The organism is Schaalia sp. JY-X159, assembly GCF_014525425.1.
GTDB lineage: Bacteria > Actinomycetota > Actinomycetes > Actinomycetales > Actinomycetaceae > Scrofimicrobium.
Window position 1 is genome coordinate 157,261 of record NZ_JACEXI010000005.1, and the last position, 22,398, is coordinate 179,658.

The 22,398-nt window shown below is 58.9% G+C and carries 19 protein-coding genes and 1 pseudogene; 1 reads left to right on the forward strand and 19 read right to left on the reverse strand.

Translation table 11 applies throughout. The annotated features are described in order from the left end of the window. The 17 genes from IDL90_RS09670 to IDL90_RS09750 all read right to left on the reverse strand — a co-directional run bounded on the left by IDL90_RS09670 (window position 1) and on the right by IDL90_RS09750 (window position 19,363). Window positions 1-1,014 (reverse strand): polyprenyl synthetase family protein, encoded by a 1,014-nt coding sequence (locus IDL90_RS09670; protein ID WP_182141879.1) that lies wholly within the window; start codon window positions 1,012-1,014, stop codon window positions 1-3. Continuing rightward, window positions 1,011-2,570: an NADH-quinone oxidoreductase subunit NuoN gene (gene nuoN, locus IDL90_RS09675; RefSeq protein ID WP_187994670.1), complete on the reverse strand. Its 1,560-nt coding sequence runs from the start codon at window positions 2,568-2,570 to the stop codon at window positions 1,011-1,013. Before nuoN ends, IDL90_RS09670 begins: the two co-directional genes overlap by 4 nt. A 14-nt stretch (window positions 2,571-2,584) precedes the next feature. Beyond that, window positions 2,585-4,195 (reverse strand): NuoM family protein, encoded by a 1,611-nt coding sequence (locus tag IDL90_RS09680; protein WP_182142603.1) that lies wholly within the window; start codon window positions 4,193-4,195, stop codon window positions 2,585-2,587. 51 nt (window positions 4,196-4,246) lie between these two features. Then, complete coding sequence (gene nuoL, locus IDL90_RS09685) at window positions 4,247-6,241, reverse strand: NADH-quinone oxidoreductase subunit L (RefSeq protein WP_259349597.1); 1,995 nt, start codon at window positions 6,239-6,241, stop codon at window positions 4,247-4,249. A 16-nt stretch (window positions 6,242-6,257) separates the two neighbouring features. Continuing rightward, entirely contained in the window at window positions 6,258-6,557 is a 300-nt protein-coding gene (gene nuoK, locus IDL90_RS09690; protein WP_182141877.1) for an NADH-quinone oxidoreductase subunit NuoK, read from the reverse strand. Continuing rightward, window positions 6,554-7,504 (reverse strand): NADH-quinone oxidoreductase subunit J, encoded by a 951-nt coding sequence (locus IDL90_RS09695; protein ID WP_187994371.1) that lies wholly within the window; start codon window positions 7,502-7,504, stop codon window positions 6,554-6,556. Before IDL90_RS09695 ends, nuoK begins: the two co-directional genes overlap by 4 nt. After that, complete coding sequence (gene nuoI, locus IDL90_RS09700) at window positions 7,504-8,175, reverse strand: NADH-quinone oxidoreductase subunit NuoI (protein WP_187994372.1); 672 nt, start codon at window positions 8,173-8,175, stop codon at window positions 7,504-7,506. Before nuoI ends, IDL90_RS09695 begins: the two co-directional genes overlap by 1 nt. Continuing rightward, entirely contained in the window at window positions 8,168-9,556 is a 1,389-nt protein-coding gene (nuoH, locus tag IDL90_RS09705) for an NADH-quinone oxidoreductase subunit NuoH (RefSeq protein ID WP_187994373.1), read from the reverse strand. The genes nuoI and nuoH overlap by 8 nt, the downstream gene beginning before the upstream one ends. Then, window positions 9,556-12,114, reverse strand: a complete 2,559-nt coding sequence (locus IDL90_RS09710; RefSeq protein ID WP_187994671.1) for an NADH-quinone oxidoreductase subunit G — start codon at window positions 12,112-12,114, stop codon at window positions 9,556-9,558. The genes nuoH and IDL90_RS09710 overlap by 1 nt, the downstream gene beginning before the upstream one ends. Window positions 12,115-12,125: 11 nt before the next feature. Continuing rightward, window positions 12,126-13,427 (reverse strand): NADH-quinone oxidoreductase subunit NuoF, encoded by a 1,302-nt coding sequence (gene nuoF / locus IDL90_RS09715; RefSeq protein WP_182141873.1) that lies wholly within the window; start codon window positions 13,425-13,427, stop codon window positions 12,126-12,128. Then, window positions 13,427-14,146: an NADH-quinone oxidoreductase subunit NuoE gene (nuoE, locus tag IDL90_RS09720; protein ID WP_187994374.1), complete on the reverse strand. Its 720-nt coding sequence runs from the start codon at window positions 14,144-14,146 to the stop codon at window positions 13,427-13,429. The genes nuoF and nuoE overlap by 1 nt, the downstream gene beginning before the upstream one ends. After that, window positions 14,143-15,495: an NADH-quinone oxidoreductase subunit D gene (locus IDL90_RS09725; protein ID WP_182141871.1), complete on the reverse strand. Its 1,353-nt coding sequence runs from the start codon at window positions 15,493-15,495 to the stop codon at window positions 14,143-14,145. The genes nuoE and IDL90_RS09725 overlap by 4 nt, the downstream gene beginning before the upstream one ends. Beyond that, a complete protein-coding gene (locus tag IDL90_RS09730; protein ID WP_182141870.1) occupies window positions 15,495-16,235 on the reverse strand; it encodes an NADH-quinone oxidoreductase subunit C in 741 nt (246 codons plus the stop codon). Before IDL90_RS09730 ends, IDL90_RS09725 begins: the two co-directional genes overlap by 1 nt. After that, the gene (locus tag IDL90_RS09735) at window positions 16,232-16,786 is read right to left on the reverse strand and encodes an NADH-quinone oxidoreductase subunit B (RefSeq protein WP_182141869.1); all 555 of its coding nucleotides are present in this window, start codon (window positions 16,784-16,786) and stop codon (window positions 16,232-16,234) included. Before IDL90_RS09735 ends, IDL90_RS09730 begins: the two co-directional genes overlap by 4 nt. A 12-nt stretch (window positions 16,787-16,798) precedes the next feature. Next, a complete protein-coding gene (gene ndhC / locus IDL90_RS09740; RefSeq protein WP_182141868.1) occupies window positions 16,799-17,161 on the reverse strand; it encodes an NADH-quinone oxidoreductase subunit A in 363 nt (120 codons plus the stop codon). Between the two features lie 30 nt (window positions 17,162-17,191). After that, window positions 17,192-18,472: a geranylgeranyl reductase family protein gene (locus IDL90_RS09745; RefSeq protein WP_187994375.1), complete on the reverse strand. Its 1,281-nt coding sequence runs from the start codon at window positions 18,470-18,472 to the stop codon at window positions 17,192-17,194. Window positions 18,473-18,637: 165 nt separating this feature from the next. Beyond that, complete coding sequence (locus IDL90_RS09750) at window positions 18,638-19,363, reverse strand: class I SAM-dependent methyltransferase (protein ID WP_316930274.1); 726 nt, start codon at window positions 19,361-19,363, stop codon at window positions 18,638-18,640. A gap of 179 nt (window positions 19,364-19,542) precedes the next feature. Between IDL90_RS09750 and IDL90_RS09755 the strand changes: the two genes are divergently transcribed. Further along, window positions 19,543-20,784, forward strand: coding sequence for an isochorismate synthase MenF (locus IDL90_RS09755; protein ID WP_182141866.1), 1,242 nt, complete (start codon window positions 19,543-19,545; stop codon window positions 20,782-20,784). A 37-nt stretch (window positions 20,785-20,821) separates the two neighbouring features. Here the strand turns inward: IDL90_RS09755 and IDL90_RS09760 are convergent, their stop codons facing one another. Both IDL90_RS09760 and IDL90_RS09765 read right to left on the reverse strand, forming a co-directional pair. Beyond that, the gene (locus IDL90_RS09760; RefSeq protein ID WP_262509018.1) at window positions 20,822-22,087 is read right to left on the reverse strand and encodes a S1C family serine protease; all 1,266 of its coding nucleotides are present in this window, start codon (window positions 22,085-22,087) and stop codon (window positions 20,822-20,824) included. Window positions 22,088-22,201: 114 nt separating this feature from the next. Further along, window positions 22,202-22,398, reverse strand: a pseudogene (locus IDL90_RS09765) (2-succinyl-5-enolpyruvyl-6-hydroxy-3-cyclohexene-1-carboxylic-acid synthase); the annotation flags it as partial.

Sequence of the window (22,398 nt, forward strand, 5' to 3'; positions counted from 1 at the left end):
TCAGGCAGCCCGATCCACCATGAGCACCGCGAACGCGACCAACGCCTCTTTTGCCTCTGACTCAGGTAGCGGGTCGAGGGCGTCAAGCGCACGCTTCGTCCATTCCTTTGCAAGACCACGGGTTCTCTCAATGACGTCGTGCTGTCCCAGTAGGGTAACGACCCGGCTCAGTTCCTCATCAGACTGTAAGTTGCCATCAAGTAGTTCGAGTATGACCTTCCCGTCCTCGTCGAGGACGCCACTGGCAAGATCTTGCCTCAGGAGTAGCACCGGCATGGTGTCCACGCCCTCGCGAAGGTCGGTTCCCGGGGTCTTCCCGGTCACCTCGGATGGGGAAACGATGTCGAGGACGTCATCGGCCAGCTGGAACGCGACTCCCACATACTCACCAAAGTCTCGAACACTCCGTGAGATCTCCGGTCCCGCCCCCGCGTGGAGCGCGCCGAAATACGCAGCAGCTGACACTAGTGAGCCTGTCTTGTCCGCGAGCACCTGCAGGTAGAACTCGACCGGGTCGACCCCTTCGGGCGGCCCAAAGGACTCGTTCAGTTGGCCAAGGCACAGCCTCTCAAACGTGTGTACGTTATAGAGAATGGTTTCCTCACCGAGGGCCGCCATTATTGATGAAGCACGCGCAAAGAGCAGGTCGCCAGCGAGGATCGCCCGGTTGTTTCCCCAAATCATTTGTGCGGAGTCAACCCCCCGACGCGAGGGGGCAGAGTCCATGACGTCGTCGTGGTAGAGCGAGGCCAAATGGGTGAGTTCAACTCCGGTTGCTGCCTTGAGCACAGACTCTGACTGCGCTCTGTGCGGAGCACCAAGGTGACTACACACAAGTGTCAGCATCGGACGCAACCGTTTACCGCCTGCAACAGCAAGGTGCCGGGTCAGATCTTCGACAAGATCCCGTTCGGTCGAAACGGATTGGCTCAGGAGAACCTCGACCTCGTCAAGGCCCTCCTGAACTGCAAGTTCCAACTCCCCATCCGAAGCAGAATCAAGGGACGCGATCATGGAATCAGGATCGTAATCTGGTTGAGCAGATCGAGCACAGGGGCCGGAAAGATTCCCAATAGCACGGTAAGAACCGCGGTAACCCCGATGGCTACCTCTGCAAGACCCGCGGAACGCACCACGGCCACGCCCTCGGCCGGCTCACGGAAGAACATCACCTGGACGACACGGAAGTAAACCGCAGCCGTAACCACGGAGGCCGCAAGGCTGATGCCAACAAGCCATCCGAGGCCGCCCTGTATACCAGCGGAGAAAACAACAAATTTTCCAATGAAACCAGAGGTAAGCGGAATACCCGCAAAGGACAGCAGGAAGATCAGCATCGAGAAGGCGAGGAAGGGTGACCTCTTACCGAGGCCCGCCCATTGGGAAACCAGATTAGCTTCACCACCGATTGCACCATCAGCAGACTTGACGCGAACCAGGCCGACGATGCCGAAAGCCCCCACCGTGGCGATGCCGTATGTCAGGAGGTAGAAAGCAACTGCACCCGCGGAACCTTGGACCAATGCGAGTACGCCGATGAGGACGAAACCCGCGTGGGCTACCGACGAGTAGGCAAGAAGACGCTTGATGTTCTTCTGTACTAGGCCGCCAAAGGTACCGAAGATAACGGTTGCCGCCGCGAGCACTGCAAAGACCAGCGCGAAATCCCATTTGAGGTGACCCGCAACCGAGAAATAGAAACGCACGAGTGCGCCGAAGGCAGCCACCTTGACACCTGCAGCCATGAAACCTGTGACTGGAGTGGGAGCACCGGTGTAGACGTCCGGAGTCCACTCATGGAATGGGAAGGCAGCAACTTTGAACAGTAGGCCAACCATCACCATGAACACACCAATAAGGAGGATCATGTCCATTCCTGCAACCGTCGGCACGGCTGCGGCAATGGCTCCAAGACGGAGTGACCCACCGGAGAATCCGTACAGAAGAGCCGAACCCATGAGGAAGAACGCAGATGCAAACGAACCCAGGATGAAGTACTTGATCGCGGCTTCCTGCGACAGGTCGCGACGCCTACGGGCAGATGCCACCAGGATGTAAAGCGGTAGCGACATGACTTCCAACGCTACGAACATAGTCAGCAGCGAGTCCGTTGCCGGGAACAGCATCATGCCACCAATGCTGAAGAGCACCAGGGGGAAGAACTCACTGCGCTGGTAGTGCTTGGCGAGGCTCAGCGCCTCTTCACCAGAGCCGGGTCGATCTGAAGGTTGGGCCGCGAAGGCCCCATCACGAAGTTCTGAGCGATCAGCAAGCACCAGCAGCGCCAAGAAACCAATCAGCGTGATGATGACCTGCATTGCAACGGTCCACGTATCGTCTACGTACTCCCCAACCACAGTCGGGTCGGTGCTAGCGCGCAGCCACTCCGCAACTGACGTAACAAACGCGGCTGCCACAACCAACAGTGACCAGACAATGTTGATGACTCTGCGGTGCTTGACCGACGCAAAGGCCTCGATGAGGACCCCGATAACCGCGCCACCCAGAACGATAATGACCGGCACAAGCGGCACCCAATCGATCTGGGGCGCAGTGAAAGTAGGCTCCATTGGGATCAGCAAGTTCACTGTGCATTCCCTTCATTGAGGTCAGCGGTGGAAGAGGGCGAGATGATCCCCAGGGCGGGGCTACCCGTCACCTCGGGTGCCGTCTCAGACACAAACGTAATGTTGGGTTCCAAGTTCTCTGAAATCTGCTGTAGCGACCCAACGAGTGGTGCAGACCAGATGCCTAGGACGACCATTCCAACGATCAGCGGCGAGACTACCAACTTCTCGCGCCCGTCCAAGTCGGCCAGCCCTGCGCGCTGAGGATTGATTGGACCCGTGAACATCTTCTGATACGGCAAGAGGATGTACATGGCTGCCAAGATAACGCCGGTGACGGCAAAGAGTGCCAACGGTACCGAGACCTTGTAGGTCCCCATGAGCACCATGTACTCGGGGACGAACCCGGACAGACCAGGCAGTGCAATCGAGGCGAGCCCCGCAAAAAGCCAGGTTCCAGCCAGCACCGGTGTCACACGTTGGAGACCGCCGTAGGAAGAGATCTGTGCACTGCCCCCACGCTGCACCAGGAACCCTGAAATCAGGAATAGTGCGGCGATCGACAGGCCGTGAGCAACCATGTAGAACATTGCACCGGTCAGTGCCAGGTCTGAGCCAATGAAGATGCCGAGGACGATGAAGCCGAAGTGGGACACCGAGGTGAACGACACCAGCCTCATGAGATCCTTCTGGCCATTCGCCGCAAGCCCGCCCCAAATAATGGAAATCACTGCAAGGACAAGGATTGTGGGGCGCACCATTGCGGTTGCACCCGGAAGGAAGGACACCGCCATGATGATCATGCCGTAGGTGCCGATTTTGTCGAGGATACCCACCAGCAGAGTGGATGTCCCAGGTCGTGCTTCCGCAGCCGTGTCGGGCAGCCAGGTGTGAACCGGCACCATTGGGGCCTTGATTGCAAATGCAATGAAGAGGGGAAGGAAGATTGCCATCTGCCATCCCACCGAGAGAGTCGGCAGGGTCTGCTGCAGGAAGTCGTAGCGGAACAGAGTGCTGGTTCCGCCCATCCCGAGGGCGCCAATCACAACGATTCCACCCAGCATGACCAGGCCACCCGCTAGCGAGTAGAGCAGGAACTTCATGGCAGCTCGACGGCGGTTCTCACCGGTTCCGTAGCGCGAAATCATGAAGAACACAGGGATCAGCATGGCTTCAAAAGCGATGTAGAAGAGGACGAGGTCGTAAGAGGCAAAGATGATGACAATGAATGCATACAGGGCCATGATCAGGGCCGCATAGCCTCCACCACGTACCTCGTCGTCGTCCTCGTTCTTAGCAGCAATTAGGACCAGCGGCACCAGGAGTCCCGTCAGGAGCAGCATCACAAGTCCGAGGGCGTTAACTCCCAGAGACCAGGTGATTCCCAGGGGTGGGATCCATTCGTATGACTCAAGGAGTTGAGTCGTTGAGGAAGCTGCCCAATCGAATGTGAACGCAATAACCACGAAGGCGATCAGTTCAAGCACTGAAGCACCCAGAGCGATGACGCGACCTTTGGCGCGAGCGGCGGGGACCAACCAGATCACCAGGGCAACGAGCGCCGGCAAGACCACCAGCAGTGTTAGCCAGGGCCCTGTCGAGGGTGTGGCAACCGCCGATGCAAACATCTGCGTAGCAGCGGGAATGAGATTCAAACTTTCCACGATTCTCCTCCGGCCCTAGAGCCTGAATCCTAGGACGATCGCAACTATTACAACGACGCCACCAAGCATGTAACCGGCGTAGGAACGCAGGTACCCGGTCTCGGTCCAAGCGATGACTTTACCGGTCCAAACACTGAGTCGTCCCAGCCCATTGATGCCCCCATCAATGCCGTACCGATCAACTGCGGTGACGCCTTCGACGGCGGCAGTGGTGGGTGCCACTGCAATAACCTCATTGATCTCGTCCTGGTAGAAGTCATTGCGCGCCGCGCGACTGAATGCGTTGCCGTAAGGCGCGGCCTTCGGTACTGCTTCTTTACCAAACTTGACCCAGGCGAAGGCCGCAGCGATCAACACGAGTACCAGTGTGATGATCTGGATCCAGATAGCACTCAGCACGGGCTCAGCGTGATCTACCGGACCAATGGCCGGAGTCAGCCAGGTAGTGAAGACATCATTGATGGAGAGGACCCCGCCGAGGCCGACTGCGAATACCGCCAAGATGATCATTGGAACAGTCATTATCGGCTTCGATTCGTGCGGGTGCACTGCACCGCCATCGACATCAGATGTCCACCGGGCCTTGCCGGAGAACGTCATGAAGAACATTCGTGACATGTAGAAGGCGGTCATTGCTGCGCCGAGGACGGCCACGGATCCAAATACCCACGCGGCCCACGGTGCATCCGCACCGGCGAAGGTCGACGTGGAGAATGCGGCTTCGATGATGTGGTCCTTTGACCAGTATCCTGAGAATGGTGGGACGCCAAGGATTGCCAGCCAACCCATCATGAACGTTATCCAGGTAACCACCATGAACTTGCGCAAGCCACCGAAGCGACGCATGTTGACCTGGTCGTTCATGCCGTGCATGACGGAACCTGCACCAAGGAACAGGAGCGACTTGAAGAAGCCGTGGGTTAGCAGGTGGAAGATTGCGAAGGCCCAGCCAATCGGACCGAGTCCAGCGCCCAGCATCATGTAGCCCAACTGGGACATTGTGGATGCAGCCAGGGCCTTCTTAATGTCGTCCTTGAACGAACCGATCAGGGCCCCAAGGATCAGTGTTATCAGGCCGACCACCGCAACGCACGCCATCGCGATTGGAGCGTAGATGAAGATGGTGCCCGAACGAACGATGAGGTAGACACCGGCAGTCACCATGGTTGCAGCGTGGATGAGGGCGGAAACCGGGGTGGGGCCCGCCATCGCGTCTCCAAGCCAAGCCTGAAGGGGGAACTGGGCGGACTTCGCACAGGCGGCGACCAGCAGGAAGATGCCGATTACCGTTGCCGTGCCCTGGCTCGCACCAGCGACACCAGCGTTGACATCATCAAATGTCGTTGAGTTGAACGCCGCAACCATCGCCATCATAGCGATCAAGAAGCCCACGTCACCGATACGGTTCATGATGAATGCTTTGTTGGCCGCAGAGGCGTTGGATGGCACCTGGTTCCAGAACCCGATTAGCAGGTATGAGGAAAGACCTACACCTTCCCAACCGAGGAACATGGCCGTGTAGTTGTTGGCCAGGACCAGCACCAACATGGAAGCGATGAAGAGCACCAGGTATGCGAAGAAGCGGCGTCGTGCGGGATCATGCTCCATGTATCCCACCGAGTAGACCAGAATCAGGGAACCAACCAGGGTCACCAGCATGACAAAAGTCATTGACAGTGGGTCAACCAGCAGACCGAAGTCAACCTGGAAGTCTCCCGCTGGAATCCACGTGAAGAGCGTCTGTGTGAAGCGACGGTCTGACGCGGGAAGACCCATCATCTGAATGAGGATTGCTACACCCAGAGCGAAGGAGAACCACGAGGCAGCAACCGCAACCCAATGGCCCCACTTGTTGGTGCGATTGCCCCCGAGCAGTAGGAAGGCAGCCACCGCCAACGGAACAACGAACAGCAACGATGCAAAGGCTGCGGGGCCTGTGGCTTCCTGTGTTGCGACGGGCCCGACCCAGGCATCAGAGGCGGGAAGTACGGCGGCTACGGCCGCGAGCATAGAATTCATCTCTCCACTACTTCCTCAGTGCGACGTTCTGGTCGAGGTCGGTTGTGGCTCGACTCTTGAATATCGCCACAACGATCGAGAGTCCCACCACCACTTCTGCCGCGGCCACGATCATCACGAAGAATGCCATGACCTGTCCGGAATAGTCACCCAGGACTCGTGAGAAGGTTATGAAGACAAGGCTTGCTGAGTTGAGCATCAGCTCAACTCCAAGCAGTGAAATGATCACCGATTTACGCACGACGACGGTAACAGCGCCGATGGAAAACAGGATCCCGGCTAGCGCGATGTAAAATGCGAGACTCACTTTGCCTCCTCCGTTTCCTCTGTAGCGGTGTCCTCAGAGTGCATCTGCATCATGCCGGTCGGAGCTCCGTCACCGCGCATACCCCACGCCTTGGACTGCTTGACCTCAACCTTGCCACCCCACGGGCTCACCGAACGATCATCCGTTCTTGCCAGCCGCAAGGCTTCTGCCACCTGGGGACTTACTTGGCCCATGGGCTTCTCAAGTCCACGCAGACGCAGCACACGTGGGATTGATTCTTCGGAAACTTCCAGCGTGTCACCGGCGATTGCTGGGTTGTCTACAGCGTTGCCCGTAGCCCAAACACCGGGCGGCGGCATCTGCCCGACATGTCGACCAGCCTTCTTGTAAAGCATCATCCGTGCCTTAGCGACCGATCGCTGTGACAGCTTCGGTCCCAGATTGTCGCTGTGCGTCAGCAAAACCGCGCCGACTGCAGCGGTAATGAGCAGTGCCGCCACCACCTGAATGGTCAGCCAGTGTTCTTGGAACAGATTCACGGCAAGAGCGGTAACGGGAACGTTTGAGTACGGGTCATCCGCTATCTGGCCGGGCCCGGGAACAGTTGAGATTACAACCGCGGAAACCAGAAGAACCGCTAGGGCCCCACCAAACAGCACGCCCGCCCAGATGAACCCACGTCTCTGTTCAAGGTATCCGTCCGTTGCACCCAGACCAATCATCATGATGACGAATAGGAAGAGCATCAGGATCGCGCCCGTATAGACGATTACCTGCACGGAAGCATTGAATGGGGCTTCAAGCGCGAAGAAGAGGATGGCCATTCCCACCATGACCACGACCATGCTGAGGACGGCGTAGGCGGCCTTACGGAAGAGCAGCACCCCGAGTGCCCCACACACCATCAGTGATCCGACAATCCAGAAGAGGACCGCCTCCCCCGTCCCGCTCATTTGGGGCCACGCCCCCATGGGCAGCAGAGACATCAGTTGGCCTCCTTCTTTGCTGGTGCTTCAGCGCGCGCCGGTACTGGTCGCGCCGTCGCCAGAGAGGGATCATCGGGACGGTTTTGCTTGACCCAGTCAATCTGTGCTTGGGTCGGTCCGGTGATTTCACCCTCGTAGTAGTCGATGTCGCTTGTCCCCTCAACCATTGGGTGGGGGGCCGCCAGAGCGCCTTCGGGAAGCTTTGCGAGCAGCATGTCTTTGTCATAGATGTCGGAGATGCGCTCGTACTCGGCCAACTCAAAATCGTTGCCCATTGTTAGCGCCCTGGTCGGACACGCGTCGATGCAGAACCCGCAAAAGATGCATCGCAGGTAGTTGATTTGGTAGACGCGCCCAAACCGCTCCCCTGGAGAGAACTGTGCATCCGGTGTGTTGGACGCGGCCTCAACCAGGATTGCATCAGCCGGGCATGCCCATGCGCACAGCTCGCAGCCGATGCACTTCTCAAGCCCATCCGGATAGATGTTGAGGTTGTGACGCCCATGGAACCTAGGTTGGACATGTGGCGCTTCGAACGGGTACTGCTCGGTGACCATCGGCCGGAACATTGATGAAAATGTCACGCCGTATCCTGCAACCGGCGCGAAGAACTCACCGATGGGGCCTTTCGGGTCCCTCTCGTAGCGCATCTGCTTCGGATCGTCAGTCATTGCTATCCTCCTCAATTGCGGGAATAGTTTCATCCGTTTCAGCAACGGCAGTCACGGCCACTTTTGCGCGACCTGCCCGAGGCGAGGGCGGCAGCTTCTGACCCAAGACAGGCGGTGCCGGATAGCCACCCAGGAAGGCGTCGAAGGGAGCATCCGGGTCAACTCCTTCTTCTTCACCCTGGTCTGAAGGTGTAGCAACCAGATAGACCACAACTGCCACCAGGATGACAACCGCAAGCATGACCGTAAATAGGACCAACCAGGATCCAGAAACCCAGGTCTGCACGCCACGCATGACGGCAACCAGAACGATCCAGACAAGGGCGACTGGAATGAGGCCCTTCCAACCCAGGTTCATGAACTGGTCGTAGCGCAGACGAAGCAGCGTTCCACGAGTCCAGATCATTGCAAACATCAGCACCCAGATCTTGAAGATCAGCCAGAACATTCCCCACCAGCCGTCATTGAGTGGTGCGATGTGGCTGAAAGGCCACGGTGCGTGCCATCCGCCAAGGAACATGGTTGCTGCGACCGCTGAAACATTGAGCATGTTGATGTACTCAGCCAGGTAGTACCAGCCGAACTTCATCGACGAGTACTCGGTCATATGCCCGGCCACCAGCTCGCCCTCGGCCTCTGGGAGGTCGAATGGGAGACGGTTGACTTCACCCACCATAGAGATCAGATAGATGACGAATGCTGGTGCGAGGGCGAAGGCCCACCAAACACTTCCCTGCGAGGCAACGATCTCTGACGTGGACATTGTCCCCGCCATGAGGAACACGGAGACCAGCGCCATTCCCATGGAGAGTTCGTATGACACCATCTGGGCTGAAGACCGCACTGCGCCGTAAAGCGGGAGTGTTGAGCGTGCTGACCAACCGCCGAGGACGACCCCGTAGACGCCGAGTGATGTGATCGCCAGGATGTAAAGAGTGGCAACGGGCATGTCCGTAACCATCAACGGCGTGGAGTGGCCAAACATGTTGACATTGGGCCCAAACGGAATCACTGCCAGGACGGAGAAGGCAGCGAACGCCATGATGACGGGTGCCAAGAAGTAGAGGAACTTGTCGCTTCGTTTCGTCCAGATCTCTTCCTTGAAGAGCATCTTTCCGGCATCGGCAATAGCCTGAAGCAAACCTAGAGGACCCGCGACGTTGGGGCCGTGTCGGGTCTGCATCCGGCCAAGCGCCCGCCTCTCAACCCACAGCGCCATGATGACGGAGAGGATCAAGAAGAGGACAATGAAGATTGCCTTAATCAGAACCAGCCACCAGGTCGTATCTGAAAAGTCAGCAACCGTGTATTCAGGGACGCCCCAGGCCGGGAGAAGCCCTGCCGTGGAAGTCCCAAGTGCTGTGATCGTCAGCCCGCTCATCACTGGGCCACCTCTCTTGCAGGAGTAATTGTCACGTGGCCGCCGGCCGGAGCCAGGTCCTGGTTGATTCCCTCACCAGTGGAGCATTCGGGAAGCCAAACTGTCCCGTCGGCAACTTCAGCCGCCTCAATAGGGACCGTCAAGGTGCCTCTGGGACCGGAAATCTCAACCTGGGAATCGCCGGCGATAGCCAGTGACTCCAGAGACTTCTTCGATACCAGGGCGACGACTCGGCGTGCGCTGAGCCTGAGGTCGTCAGCACCATCGAGCATGCGGCCGAGGCCGACCATCACCTTATGGGAGGCGAGAACAAACTTGTCATCTGGCACAGCTGCAGATCCTGACTCCGGATCCGCCTCCGTCTTCGTCCTAGCTCCGCGCCACGACATGAGAGGGTTGACCTCCGCATACACGTGGTTGAGGCTCTCAACACCAAGATCAATTCCAAGTTCGCTGGCAAGCATGCCGAGAACTTCACGATCAGGCATGGTGCGCGATGCAATCGACTGGCCGAAGGGACGTAGGCGACCTTCCCAGTTGATAAACGTGCCGTTCTTCTCGACGGGAGGCGCGACCGGGAAGACAACATCCGCTAGGGAAGTCACTTCCGTATTGCGAACCTCCAGAGCCACAACAAAGCTCGTCTTCTCAATGGCATCGCGCGCTGCGGCCGGGTCTTCCCAGTCGCGCAGATCGATTCCACCGATGACGAGGGCGTCTAAGCGACCTTCGGCTCCAGCCTTAAGCATCTGCGTCGCGGTCAATCCTTCGGCCGCTGGTAGCGCGCCCCAGCCAAGTGAATCCCTGGCTTCAGCATCTGCCACGGGGCGCCCGAAGGGCAGCAGGTTGGGTAGCAGACCGGCATCAACCGATCCCCTGTCGCCGCTTCTGCGAGGAACCCATGCAATCTTGGCTCCCGTGCGTGAGCAGAGGCGTTCAAGTGCCGCAAAGAGCCCGGGAGTCTGCGCGGCGCGTTCACCCACCAGGATGACACCGCCGTCGGCAAGTCCTTTGAACAGGTCCGCGTGTGCGCCATCTTCCGCGATCGCATCAACGGCCGCTACTTCGTCACCTGGGCGAGCTGCAATAAGCTGCGCGTCCAACTTTTCGCTTCCGCGTGACAGTAGTGGAGCGATGGTTGCGACCTTCACCGTTCCGGCGCTCAGCCCCTTACGCAAACGCAGGAACAGCGAGCCACATTCGTCCTCGGCCTCGAAGGCCACAAGGAGTGCGGTCCCGCTCTTCTGGACGTCCTCGTATGTAACGCCGAGGCCGCGTCCCGCGACGTGGGCTCCGAGGAAGCCCAGTTCCTCGTCACTCTGTCTGCGCCAACGCGAGTCCACGTTGTTGGTACCGAGGACCACCCGAGCAAACTTTGACCATGCCCAGGCATCCTCAAATGCGCTACGTCCCCCGGGGAGCAAGCCGACACCGTTCCCCTTAGCGGCTTTTGCGAGGCCCTTGGCGGCGCGGTCAAGCGCATCAGACCAAGAGGTGCTAACGAGTTTTCCGTCTTCGCGTACAAGGGGAAGGCTGAGGCGATCCTGTTGTTTGTACCAGGGGAACGCGAACCGGTCTTTGTCGGTAATCCACTCCTCGTTGACCTGGGGATCATTCCCGGAGAGCTTCCTGGTCACCTCCGCGCGACGAACGTCAATGCGTACCGCGCTTCCGGAAGCATCGTGCTCGGCGACCGAAGGCGTTGAGACGAGGTCGAAGGGGCGGGCACGGAACCGATAGGTTGCCGATGTCAGCGCACCGACCGGGCAGATCTGAATGATGTTTCCCGAGAAGTACGAGGCAAAGGTGCGCCCCGCCATGTCCTTGTCAGACTTCTTTTCAGGACCCGAGTAAACGGAAGAAATGATGCCTTCGCGCCCGTAGGGGCCGGAAATGTCGGTACGTTCCGGGCCTGCGACGCCCTCGACGAAGAAGTCAAGAACTTCGGCGTCAAAGGTACCGACCTGCTCACCCATGAAGTGGTGGTGATCCTCTGGCGAGGAGCCCCCACCGCGACCCTGGAGATCGAGGAAAGCATCCCCGGGGATCTCTTTGGCAAACCTGACGCAACGCTGGCAGAGGATGCAGCGGTCCCGATCCAAAAGAATCTGGGTGGTGAGCCGCATCGGCTTCTTGTAAACGCGCTTGGCACCGTGGAAGCGAGAATCCGGCTCGCCCTCGGTCATTGCCTGGTTCTGCAGTGGGCATTCGCCGCCCTTATCGCAGATTGGGCAATCAAGGGGGTGGTTGATGAGCAGGAACTCCATCACGCCGGTCTGTGCCTTGAGCGCAACCGCAGAGGTGTGCTGCGTGTTGACAACCATCCCGGGGCTGACTTCGATGGCGCATGACGGCTGAGGCTTCGGCATCATCCTCAAGTTGCCATCACGGTCGGGGGTTCCCACGTCGACCAGACACTGTCGGCATGCGGCGACCGGCTTCAAGAGCGGGTGGTCACAGAAGCGCGGAATGCGGATACCAGCCTGCTCGGCAGCGCGAATAATCAGCGTTCCCGCGGGAGCTTCAACCTCGGTACCGTCGATGGTGAGCGTCACCATGTTGTTCTCAGTCACTGAGCACCTCCCTGGGGAAAGATCGTCGAACGCTCATAGGGGAAGAGTTCCCATGCGGGCGTCGTCATTCCGGCTTCGAACTCCTCGCGGAACAGCTTCAGAGCCGACATGACCGGGGTAGCGGCAGCGTCACCGAGGGCACAGAATGAGCGGCCCGCAATGTTCCCTGCAACGTCGTCAAGTAGTTCGAGGTCGCCAGGGCGTCCCTCACCTCTCTCAAGACGCAACATGATCTGCTTGAGCCAGTAGGTACCCTCACGACAGGGGGTGCACTTGCCACAGGATTCGTGCTGGTAGAACTCCGTCCACATACGGATTGTTCTCACCACCGATGTTGTTTCGTCAAACATCTGCAGTGCGCGGGTGCCAAGCATGGAGCCTGCCGCCGCAACGCCCTCGTAGTCGAGGGGAACATCGAGATCCTTTTCGGTGAACAGCGGGGTTGATGATCCACCTGGCGTCCAGAACTTCAACTTGTGCCCCTTGCGGATCCCACCGGAGTATCCGAGGAGTTCCCGCATGGTGACACCGAAAGGTGCCTCGTATTGGCCTGGCTTCTCTACGTGTCCTGAAACGGAGAAGAGGCCGCATCCCTTCGATCGCTCAGTCCCCATTGAGGCGTACCACTGTGGGGAGTGACGGAAGACGAGGGCGACATCCGCGATGGTCTCAACGTTGTTGACAACGCTGGGTCGGGCGTAGAGACCGGCGACGGCCGGGAATGGTGGCTTCAATCGAGGGTGTCCGCGCCGCCCCTCTAGGGAGTCGAGCAGTGCTGTTTCTTCACCGCAGATGTAGGCTCCTGCACCCGCGTGGGCAGTGACTTTGAGTCCGTCGAGCAGCCCGGCTTCTTCAGCCTCATGGATGGCTTCCAGCAGACGCCGGTAGACGTGGACGACCTCGCCCCTCAGGTAGATGAAAGCATGGTGGCAGTTGATCGCGCGTGATGCGATGGCCACACCTTCAACCAGCAGGTGAGGGTCCGCCATGATCAGCGGAATATCCTTGCAGGTGCCCGGCTCAGATTCGTCGGCGTTGACCACCAGGTAACGTGGCTTGCCATCATCGGGAGGAAGGAAAGACCATTTCAACCCGGTGGGGAATCCAGCGCCACCACGGCCCCTGATTCCCGCGTCCTTAACGGCTTGTGTGATGTCGGCGGGCGCCATCTCTTTGGCCCGCTTCAGACCCTGGTAGGCACCATTGCGAAGCGCGGTCGCCAGAGTCCATGATTCCTCGGTGTCCCAGTACTTGGTCAGTGCCGGGGTCAAGGGGTCGGGGGCTGTGAAGGTCTCCATCACTTATCTCCCTTCGCTTCTGCGGTATCTGCCGGCCAGACATAGTCGAATGGGTCCACCGGTTGTGGTTCCTGCCAGTCGTTGGCAGCTGCGACGTCAAGACCCTGGAAGGTAGGTTTGCCGCCACTGGGCCCCTGGTTTGCGAGACCGTCGCGGAAGCCAGCCAGTGTACGTTCGTTCTCTTTGAAGGTCCGCATCACGTTTGGACCGCGGGTGGGATGAACCGGGGTGCCGTCCTGCAGGTCGGAGACCAGCGCCTGTGCGGATTCCGGGGTTTGATTGTCGAAGAACTCCCAGTTCACCATGATTACCGGGGCAAAGTCGCAGGCAGCATTGCATTCGATGCGTTCCAGCGTGATCTTTCCGTCGGCAGTTGTTTCATCGTGGCCCACGGCAAGGGTCTTTGAGAGCTCATCGAAAATCTGCTCCCCGCCCAGCACGCCACACAGTGCGTTGGTGCAGACACCCACGTTGTACTCACCGTTGGGGTGACGCTTGTACTGGGTGTAGAAGGTCGCGACAGCTGAAATCTGCGGTTGGCTCATGCCGAGGACGTCCGCACACAGCGCGATCCCATCGGGACTCACGTAGCCTTCCTCCGACTGCACTAGGTGAAGCATCGGAAGCAGGGCTGAGCGTGCGTGACCTTCAGGGTAGCGCGCAATAATCTCACGGGCATCGGCCTCAAGCCGAGCCTTCGTTTCGGGAGCATAGGTCATCTGTCAACGCCTCCGGCTACTGGGTCGAACGAGGCCAGGGAGACAACGACGTCGGCCAGCTGGCCGCCCTCGGTCGCCATGGACAAGGACTGAAGGTTTGAGAAAGAAGGGTCTCGGAAGTGAGCTCTGAAGGGGCGGGTGCCACCGGCTGAAACAAGGTGGGTGCCGAGTATGCCCTTCGGGTGCTCCACCTGCTGGTAAACCTGTCCCGCTGGCACCTTGAATCCTTCGGTTACCAGTTTGAAGTGGTGGATCAACGCCTCCATGGACTGTCCCATGATCTTGGCGATATGCTCCGGGCTGTTGCCCTGACCGTCCGGGCCAACCGAGAGGCTTGACGGCCAGGCAATTTCCTTGTCGGCGATCATCACCGGCGCGCCCTCGGTCTCATCGAGACGCTTGAGAACCTGGTCGATGATGCGGAAGGACTGGTAGCACTCATCAAAACGAACAAGTGTGCGGTTGTACGCGTCTGAGGAGTCGTACGTCGGCACGTCAAACTCGTAGTTCTCGTAGCCGCAGTAGGGGTCATCCTTACGCAGGTCTGTCTCAAGGCCACCCGCGCGTAGCGAAGGACCTGTAAGGCCCAGAGCCATCATCGCGGACATCGACAGGTAGCCCGTACCGATGAAGCGCTTCTTGAAGATCGGGTTCGCGAGGGTGAGATCTTGAAGCTCGCCAATATCGCGTCGTACGTTGGGCATGAGCGAACGAACGTACTCAACGGTTCCCTCAGGCATGTCGAGTGGGACGCCGCCCGGACGCACAAACCCGTGGTTCATTCGCAAACCGGTGATTCGTTCAAAGATGCGGAGGATCTCTTCGCGGCCGCGGAATGCGATGGTCATCATCGTTGTCGCGCCCAACTCGTTACCGCCGGTACCGATGGCGATCATATGTGAACCAATACGGTTCAACTCCATGAGGAGTACGCGAATCAGCGTTGCTCGCTCCGGGATCTGCTCTGTGACACCGAGCAGCTTCTCCACACCGAGGCAGTAGGCAACCTCTTGGAAGAAGGGCGCAACGTAGTCCATCCTGGTAACGAAGGTGGTGCCCTGGGTCCAGTTGCGGAACTCCATGTTCTTCTCAATACCCGTGTGCAAGAAGCCGACATCGACCCTTGTTTCACGGACCTGCTCGCCGTCCAACTCAAGAATGAGGCGCAGAACGCCGTGTGTTGACGGGTGGACAGGACCCATGTTGAGGACGATGCGCTCCGTGGAGATGCGACGCACCTCTTCTATGACATCTTCCCAGTCACCGCCTGCGGCCATGACATCCGGGTAGTCTTCGAGCCTGGGGTCATCGCCGCCGGGCGTCGCGAAAATCTTCGCTTGCTGGCTCATTAGTTGTATGACCTCCGTGTATCGACAGGGGGAATCGTTGCCCCACGGTACTCAATCGGAATACCCCCAAGTGGGTAGTCTTTCCTCTGCGGGTGACCGACCCAGTCCTGGGGCATTTCAATGCGGGTAAGGCCGGGGTGTCCCTCAAAGATCACACCCATCAGATCCCATCCCTCACGCTCGTGCCAGTCGTTACCCGGGTAGATATCAACGATCGAGGGGATGCGTGGATCATCCTCGGAAACCGCGACCTCAACATAGATGGTGCGCTTGTGCGTAAACGAACGGAACGGGTAGAGCCCATGCAGTTCACGCCCCTTATCTCCGGGGTAGTTCACCGTGGAGACACCAAGACACATTTCGAAACGCAAGTCCTGGTCGTCGCGAAGCTGCTTTGCAACGAAACGGAGGTGATCGCGGGTGACGCCGATGATTAGCTCGTCTCCCTGGTTGACGACGACCTTTTCTATGACGTCCTCAACCTTCAGCCCCGCCTCGACAATCAGCTCTTCGAGGACGTCAACGGCCTCGTCAAACCACCCACCGTAGGGGCGCTGGCTGGCGCCGGGCAGAGAGAATGTTTCGACAAGGCCGCCAAATCCGGTCGTGTCACCATCGTCGATAACCCCAAACGAGCCGTGACGAACCGAGATCACCTCGGGGCTTTCAAAACGATTGTCGGGCCGCTGCAGATCCTTTCCAGAATCTGGGCCGACATTATGCCGATCCAACTCACTCATGCGAGAAGCCCTTTCATCTGACTTGTCGGGGTAGCAGCCAGGGCAGCCGCCTCTGCTTTGCGCGCGATCTCTTCACGGTGGGCGCCCAGGGGTTCTTTTCCGATCTGCTCGCGCAACGTCAAGACCGCGTGGATCAACGCTTCGGGGCGCGGGGGGCAACCGGGCAGATAGACGTCAACCGGAACTATGTGATCGCACCCTTGAACAATGGCGTAGTTGTTGAACATCCCGCCGGTAGAGGCGCACGCACCCATTGAGATAACCCACTTGGGTTCGGGCATCGCGTCATAGACGCGGCGCACAACCGGCGCCATCTTCTGGCTGACACGTCCCGAGACGATCATCAAGTCCGCATGACGCGGTGATGCACGGAAGACTTCAAGACCAAACCTTGCCATGTCGAACCGGGGCGTTCCTCCGGCCATCATCTCGATGGCGCAGCAGGCTAGTCCCATGGTGACCGGGAACTGTGAGTGCTTTCGAGCCAGACCGAGCACGTTCTCCATGCTGGTGAGTCCAACCCCTGCGGGCAACTTCTCTTCAAGACCCATGATTATCTCTCCTTAGGTCCAGTCCAGGCCCTTGCGGCGCAGTTCGTAGATGTAGGGAACGGTGATCAACCCTAAGAATAGGAGGATTGAAAACAACCCGAAGAGGCCAAGTTGATTGAACGTTACGGCCCACGGGTAGAGGAAGACGACCTCGATATCGAAAATGATGAACGTCATCGCGACCAAGTAGTACTTGACCGGAAAGCGGCCATCTTCAATGTGCTGGGGTCCCGGGTCGATACCGCACTCATAGTTCTGCGCCATGACGCGGTTCTTCTGCTTCGGGCCCAGAATGGCCGAAGCACCGAGACCGCCGACAGCAACCGCGAGGGCGACTGCCGCCATGATCAGAAGCGGGACATAAGGATTAGTCATCGTTCCTCCCGGTGGCTTGGTGCACTAGGTTCATACTTTTGCCACCACCTTGGTGAGCATGCTGATTAGCCGGTCGTCAACGTCGCCACCGCTTCGTTCATAACCGTCGGATAGAAGCTTGTTTACAAGTTTCATGAGCCTGCGACGTGGCAAACCGTAGTAGGTGCACAAACGCATGATCTTTGGGTTCTCAATAAGAGCCACAAAGATTCGGCCCAAAGAGTAGTAGCCCCCGTACGTCTCAGTGAGGGATTCAGGATAGGAGCTCATGGCAATATCGAAGCCTGCCTCTGAGGACCTCGAGAAGGCAGAAGCCGCGGAGTCTGCTAGGAATCGCCCAGCCTTGAGTGCTGGTGCTATTCCCTCCCCATTGAACGGAGAGACCATCCCGCCGGCGTCGCCCACCAGTGCTAAGCCGTTGGTGTAGTGCGGCTTGCGGTTGAAGGACATTGGAAGAGCTGCGGAACGAAGTGGTCCGACCTGGTTCTCCGGGGTGAACTCCCAATCTGCCGGGAGGTGCGCAACCCACTGCTTGAAAACCTGCTTGTAGGGAAGTTGGGTGGCTGTTGCATCCGATGACACGGATCCGAGGCCGACATTGACCAAGCCGTCGCCGACGGGGAAGATCCAGCCATAACCTGGTAGTAGCTCGGAGTTGCCGGGTTCGCCATTCCATAGCTCGAGGTGGGATTCCATCCAGGAATCATCTGCTCGAGGAGAGCGGAAGTAGGTCCGTGCAGCGACACCAAGGGGCCTGTTCTTCTTCTTTTCGATTCCGAGCGAGGTGGCCAGTCGTGCCGACACTCCCCCGGCGTCGACAACCAGTGGCGCCTTGAACTTGACAAGTCTGGCATCGTTGCCGCGACCCACCCGAGCCTCAACCCCGATAACACGGCCGGTCGCAGAATGTAGCGCACCGATCGCCACATGGTTCTCATAGAGACGAGCTCCCGCACCCTGTGCCTTAGCAACGAGATCCGCATCAAGTTCAAGTCGGGTTCGAGCCATGCCGTATCCAGGCAGTGTCGCCTGCTCCGGCCACTCAAAATAGACCTCATTACCGCCACCAATGACCCGCAAACCACGGTTGCGCATCCAACCGGTGGTGTCCACACCCATGAGTGACAGTTCAGCGACCGCGGCTGGTGTTAGCCCATCACCGCAGACCTTGTCGCGAGGGAACGCCGCTTTGTCTAGCAATGCGACATCAAATCCCAGGGATGCGAGGTGGTAGGCGGCAGATGCACCACCGGGACCCGCGCCAACTATGACGACATCTGCTTCTGCATCGAAGCGAATATCGTCGGCCACCGGGAACTCCTCACACTTATGACACCACGTGGTTCCACGCAGCCCGTCACCTACAGTACCCACATGCAACACGAAAGGCAGAAGTGGCAGATTCGCAACGAAAAGACCTACTGCAACGACAGGGGTAGCCGCGAAATTAGCAAGACGTAACTATCTAATTTCGACTCACGGTCGGACGTCTGGTTTCACACCCCTGTGGAGGGCAACCGTGCCGTAGGTGAGATTTCGGTAGGCGACATCTTTCCACCCCGCGTCAAGCATCATTTCCGCGAGGGTGTCTTGGTCATGCCACTGCAGAATCGACTCAGAGAGATAGTCGTATGCGCCACCTGCCTGAGATGCCATACGCGCGATCCTGGGGGCCACGTGACGAAGATAGAAGCCGTGCGGAACCCGAGCAAACGCGACAGGCGTGGAGAATTCGCAGATGACTATGCGTCCGCCCGGTTTAGTGACCCGATACATCTCATTGAGGGCGAGGGGGACGTCCTCGACGTTCCTAATTCCGAAGCTAATCGTCACGGCGTCGAAGGTGTCGTCATCAAACGGCAGGTCCGTTGCACTTCCCCAAACAAAGGAAATCTCCGGGTGTTTGCCGCGCCCAACTTCAAGCATTCCTTCCGAAATATCGCAGACAACAACGCTCGCACCAGCTTCGTGTAGCGGCATTGACGACGTCCCCGTCCCACCGGCGAGGTCAAGGATTTTCCATCCGGGCTTGGGATCAATAGCTGCTCGAACGGCACGGCGCCACAGGTAGACCTGCCCCAGGGAGATGACATCATTTGCCAAGTCGTAGTTCGGTGCCACGACGTCAAACATTGCCGCGACCTCGTCTGGCTTCTTTGTTTCATCCGCGCGAATGGTCCCAACCTCAAGGCTTTTCTTCACGACCGCTCCATATGCATCTAGTAGGGGTTGTCCGCAGACATTGTTGCATCTCTTGGCGTGGGTGCTTGACGCGGGTGGCCGTAAGGTGTGGTTAACGCCTGCGACAGCGCCGCACCGCTAGGCTAAATGCACGCGCCGAGGGGTTCGACGCTAGAACCGACGATGAAGAGGCTTCTGAAATGGCACACGATTCTTTGCTTCAGCTCCACGTACGGGTGCGGGAGCTTTCGTCAGCACCCGAAAACCTCCTTGATCTTGTCCCTGTCAGCGAGGACGTATCGGCCTGGCTCGGCATGGACGTGTCACTTCTCGGGTGGGGCAATGCCGCTCTCCTCGAGTTTTCAGGTTCCCACGCCATGCGCGATGCTGCGCGCGCCTGGGATTTCCTAGCTGCGAACGCCCTCGTTGAAACAGACTACGAGGGCGCCCCGCCACCCGTGCAGTGGCCACTCTCACTTGCGTCGTTCGGGTTTGCGGCTCAGTCAACCGGCTACCTGATTGTGCCGGAGTTCTCAGTGGTAACAGCCGGTGAGCAAATCTGGGCAGTCACTGTCGCGTCCGGCGTGCGTCCTCCCAACCCTCTTGAGGTGTTGGCAGAGGACCCTGCCCGTGTTCCCCGCCCCTCCGGTCTGTGGACTGAACCCGGCCGCATGACACAGACCCGCTGGAAGGAAGCAGTACGACGCCTTGCGAAAATGTTGCAGTCGGGCGCGGCCTCAAAGGTAGTTTTAACCCGAGACATAGTCGTTTCCGCATCGCAGCCAATCGATGAACGCTTCCTCCTTCGCGAACTGAAGGAACGCTATCCATCCACCTGGGTTTACGCGGTTGAGGGCCTGGTTGGCGCCACACCGGAGATGCTTGCCTCCCTTCGCAGCGGGCGCTTTACCTCCCGGGTCCTTGCGGGAACGTCTGAGCCGGGTGAAGGAGAGAGCTTGCTCGCCTCCGTGAAGAACCGAACGGAACACCACCTCGCAGTGGAGTCCGTCGCCCGCGCCCTGGCGCCACTTGCCGAAGCGATGACCGTGCCCGCGGAGCCCTCTCTTCTGGACTTACCCAACGTCACACACTTGGCCACTGACGTTGAGGCAGTTGTCAGCGGCGCCAACGTCCTCGACATTGTTGGGGCCCTGCACCCCACAGCGGCTGTTTGTGGGACTCCCACAAGCCTCGCGTTCAGCATTCTTGAAGACTTGGAGGGCACCCAGCGAGGCCGCTACTCCGGACCCGTGGGGTGGATCGATGCCGCGGGAGATGGCGAGTTCGGAATCGCCCTGAGGTGTGGCCAGCTCTCAGAAGATCACAAGCAGATCCGCGTTTTCGCAGGTGGCGGCATCATGCCGGACTCTGTCCCCGACCTCGAGCTCGCGGAAACCCGCGCCAAGATGAGGCCCGTCTTGGAGGCACTCGGCGTGGAGTAGTCGGCCCCACGCTAGGGCGGGGGCCTGACTCCCGTCGCTACCGCTGCTGAAGGGTGACGAGAACCTGCTGCTGCACGCCGTTACGCACCACATCCAACGTCACTTGGTCGCCCGCGCTGTACCTGCGCACGTACCCGGTCAGGGAGGGCCCGGAAGTTACAGAGCTACCATTGATCCCAACGATCACGTCACCTTGGATTAACCCCGCTGCTTCCGCTGCACTGCCAGGGTTCACTGTGGCAACTAACGCTCCAAGTCTGTTGTCTTCCCCAACGAGGACGGAAGATGTGCTGATTTGAACTCCAAGCATCGCGTGCTGTGCCGACCCCGTCTCGATGATCTGACTGGCTACCGACTTCGCTAAGTTCACAGGAATGGCAAACCCCAGTCCGATTGAACCGGCTTCCGAGGACGAGGAACCCATCGACGCTATTGAGGAGTTAATTCCAACCACGGCTCCCTGCGCGTTGAACAGTGGGCCGCCCGAATTACCGGGGTTTATGGACGCATCGATCTGGATAGCGTTGGTCACAACGACCTCTGTCTGTGCCTGTGCCGCACTATCCGCGGAACTAGATACCGCCACGGGTCGGTCGAGCGCAGAAATGATACCTGTGGTCACGGTGTCGGCCAGTCCAAGCGGGGCACCAATGGCCATGACGGGCTGCCCAACTTCGAGAGTCGAAGAGTCCCCGAGGAGAGCTGCTGTCAGATCAGTTGGAGGGGTATCTAGAGTCAGAACTGCAAGGTCGGTCGTGGGATCCGTGCCGGTGATTGTCGCCGAGTAGAGGCGTCCGTCATGCAGTGTCACGGTGATATTTCCGCCTTGTGCGGCGCCGGAAACAACGTGATGGTTGGTGATGATGTGGCCGGAGGAATCGATAATGACACCGGAACCACTAGCCGCTTCAGTTGCACCTTCAACGAGGATGCTCACTGTTGCGGGTCGCACAGCCGCGGCAACAGCCTGCCAGTCCGGGGCACCCTCTGTCGCCTCGACCGGTTCGACGACGTCTGCGGGCTCCGAATCCGTAGTCTCGCTACTTCCACCTGTCATTGCGGGAGCGGTGGCAAAGGGAGACTGCGCACCCCACACCCCGAAGACAACTGCCAACGTCACCAAGACAGCCAGAATCATTGCCAAAATCAAAGATGCCCACCCGGGCCCGCCCCTGCGTCCTCGATGACTCTCTTGAGCCCGAGATGCGGGGGGTGGGGTGAACCGTGCGGTATCCATACTCTGCGCGGGGACAACGGCCACTTCTTCCAACGGAATGCGTAGCGGGCGCTGTGGTTCAGTCATGATTCTCCCTTCAATCCACTGGTGTAAGTATGCGGTTCCTACCCCGGTCTGGTCGAGATGATCCAGGAATTTCGGTAACAGCGAAGAACTGGGATTTGCCCCTGACCCGTAGTATCAGATAGCACGCCCACGCAGAGCGGCGAACACTTCGGTTGGCCTTTCCAACGGAACGTGAATCACGCTGCGTCCCACTATCGGCACGGCCAGTGCGCCGCGGAGTTCCCCCACCGTTGCGACCGTCACGGCTTCCCAGCCGCAAGCGCGGGCAGCAGCCGGAATGTCGATCCTTTGCGCCACCGCAAAGTACTTTT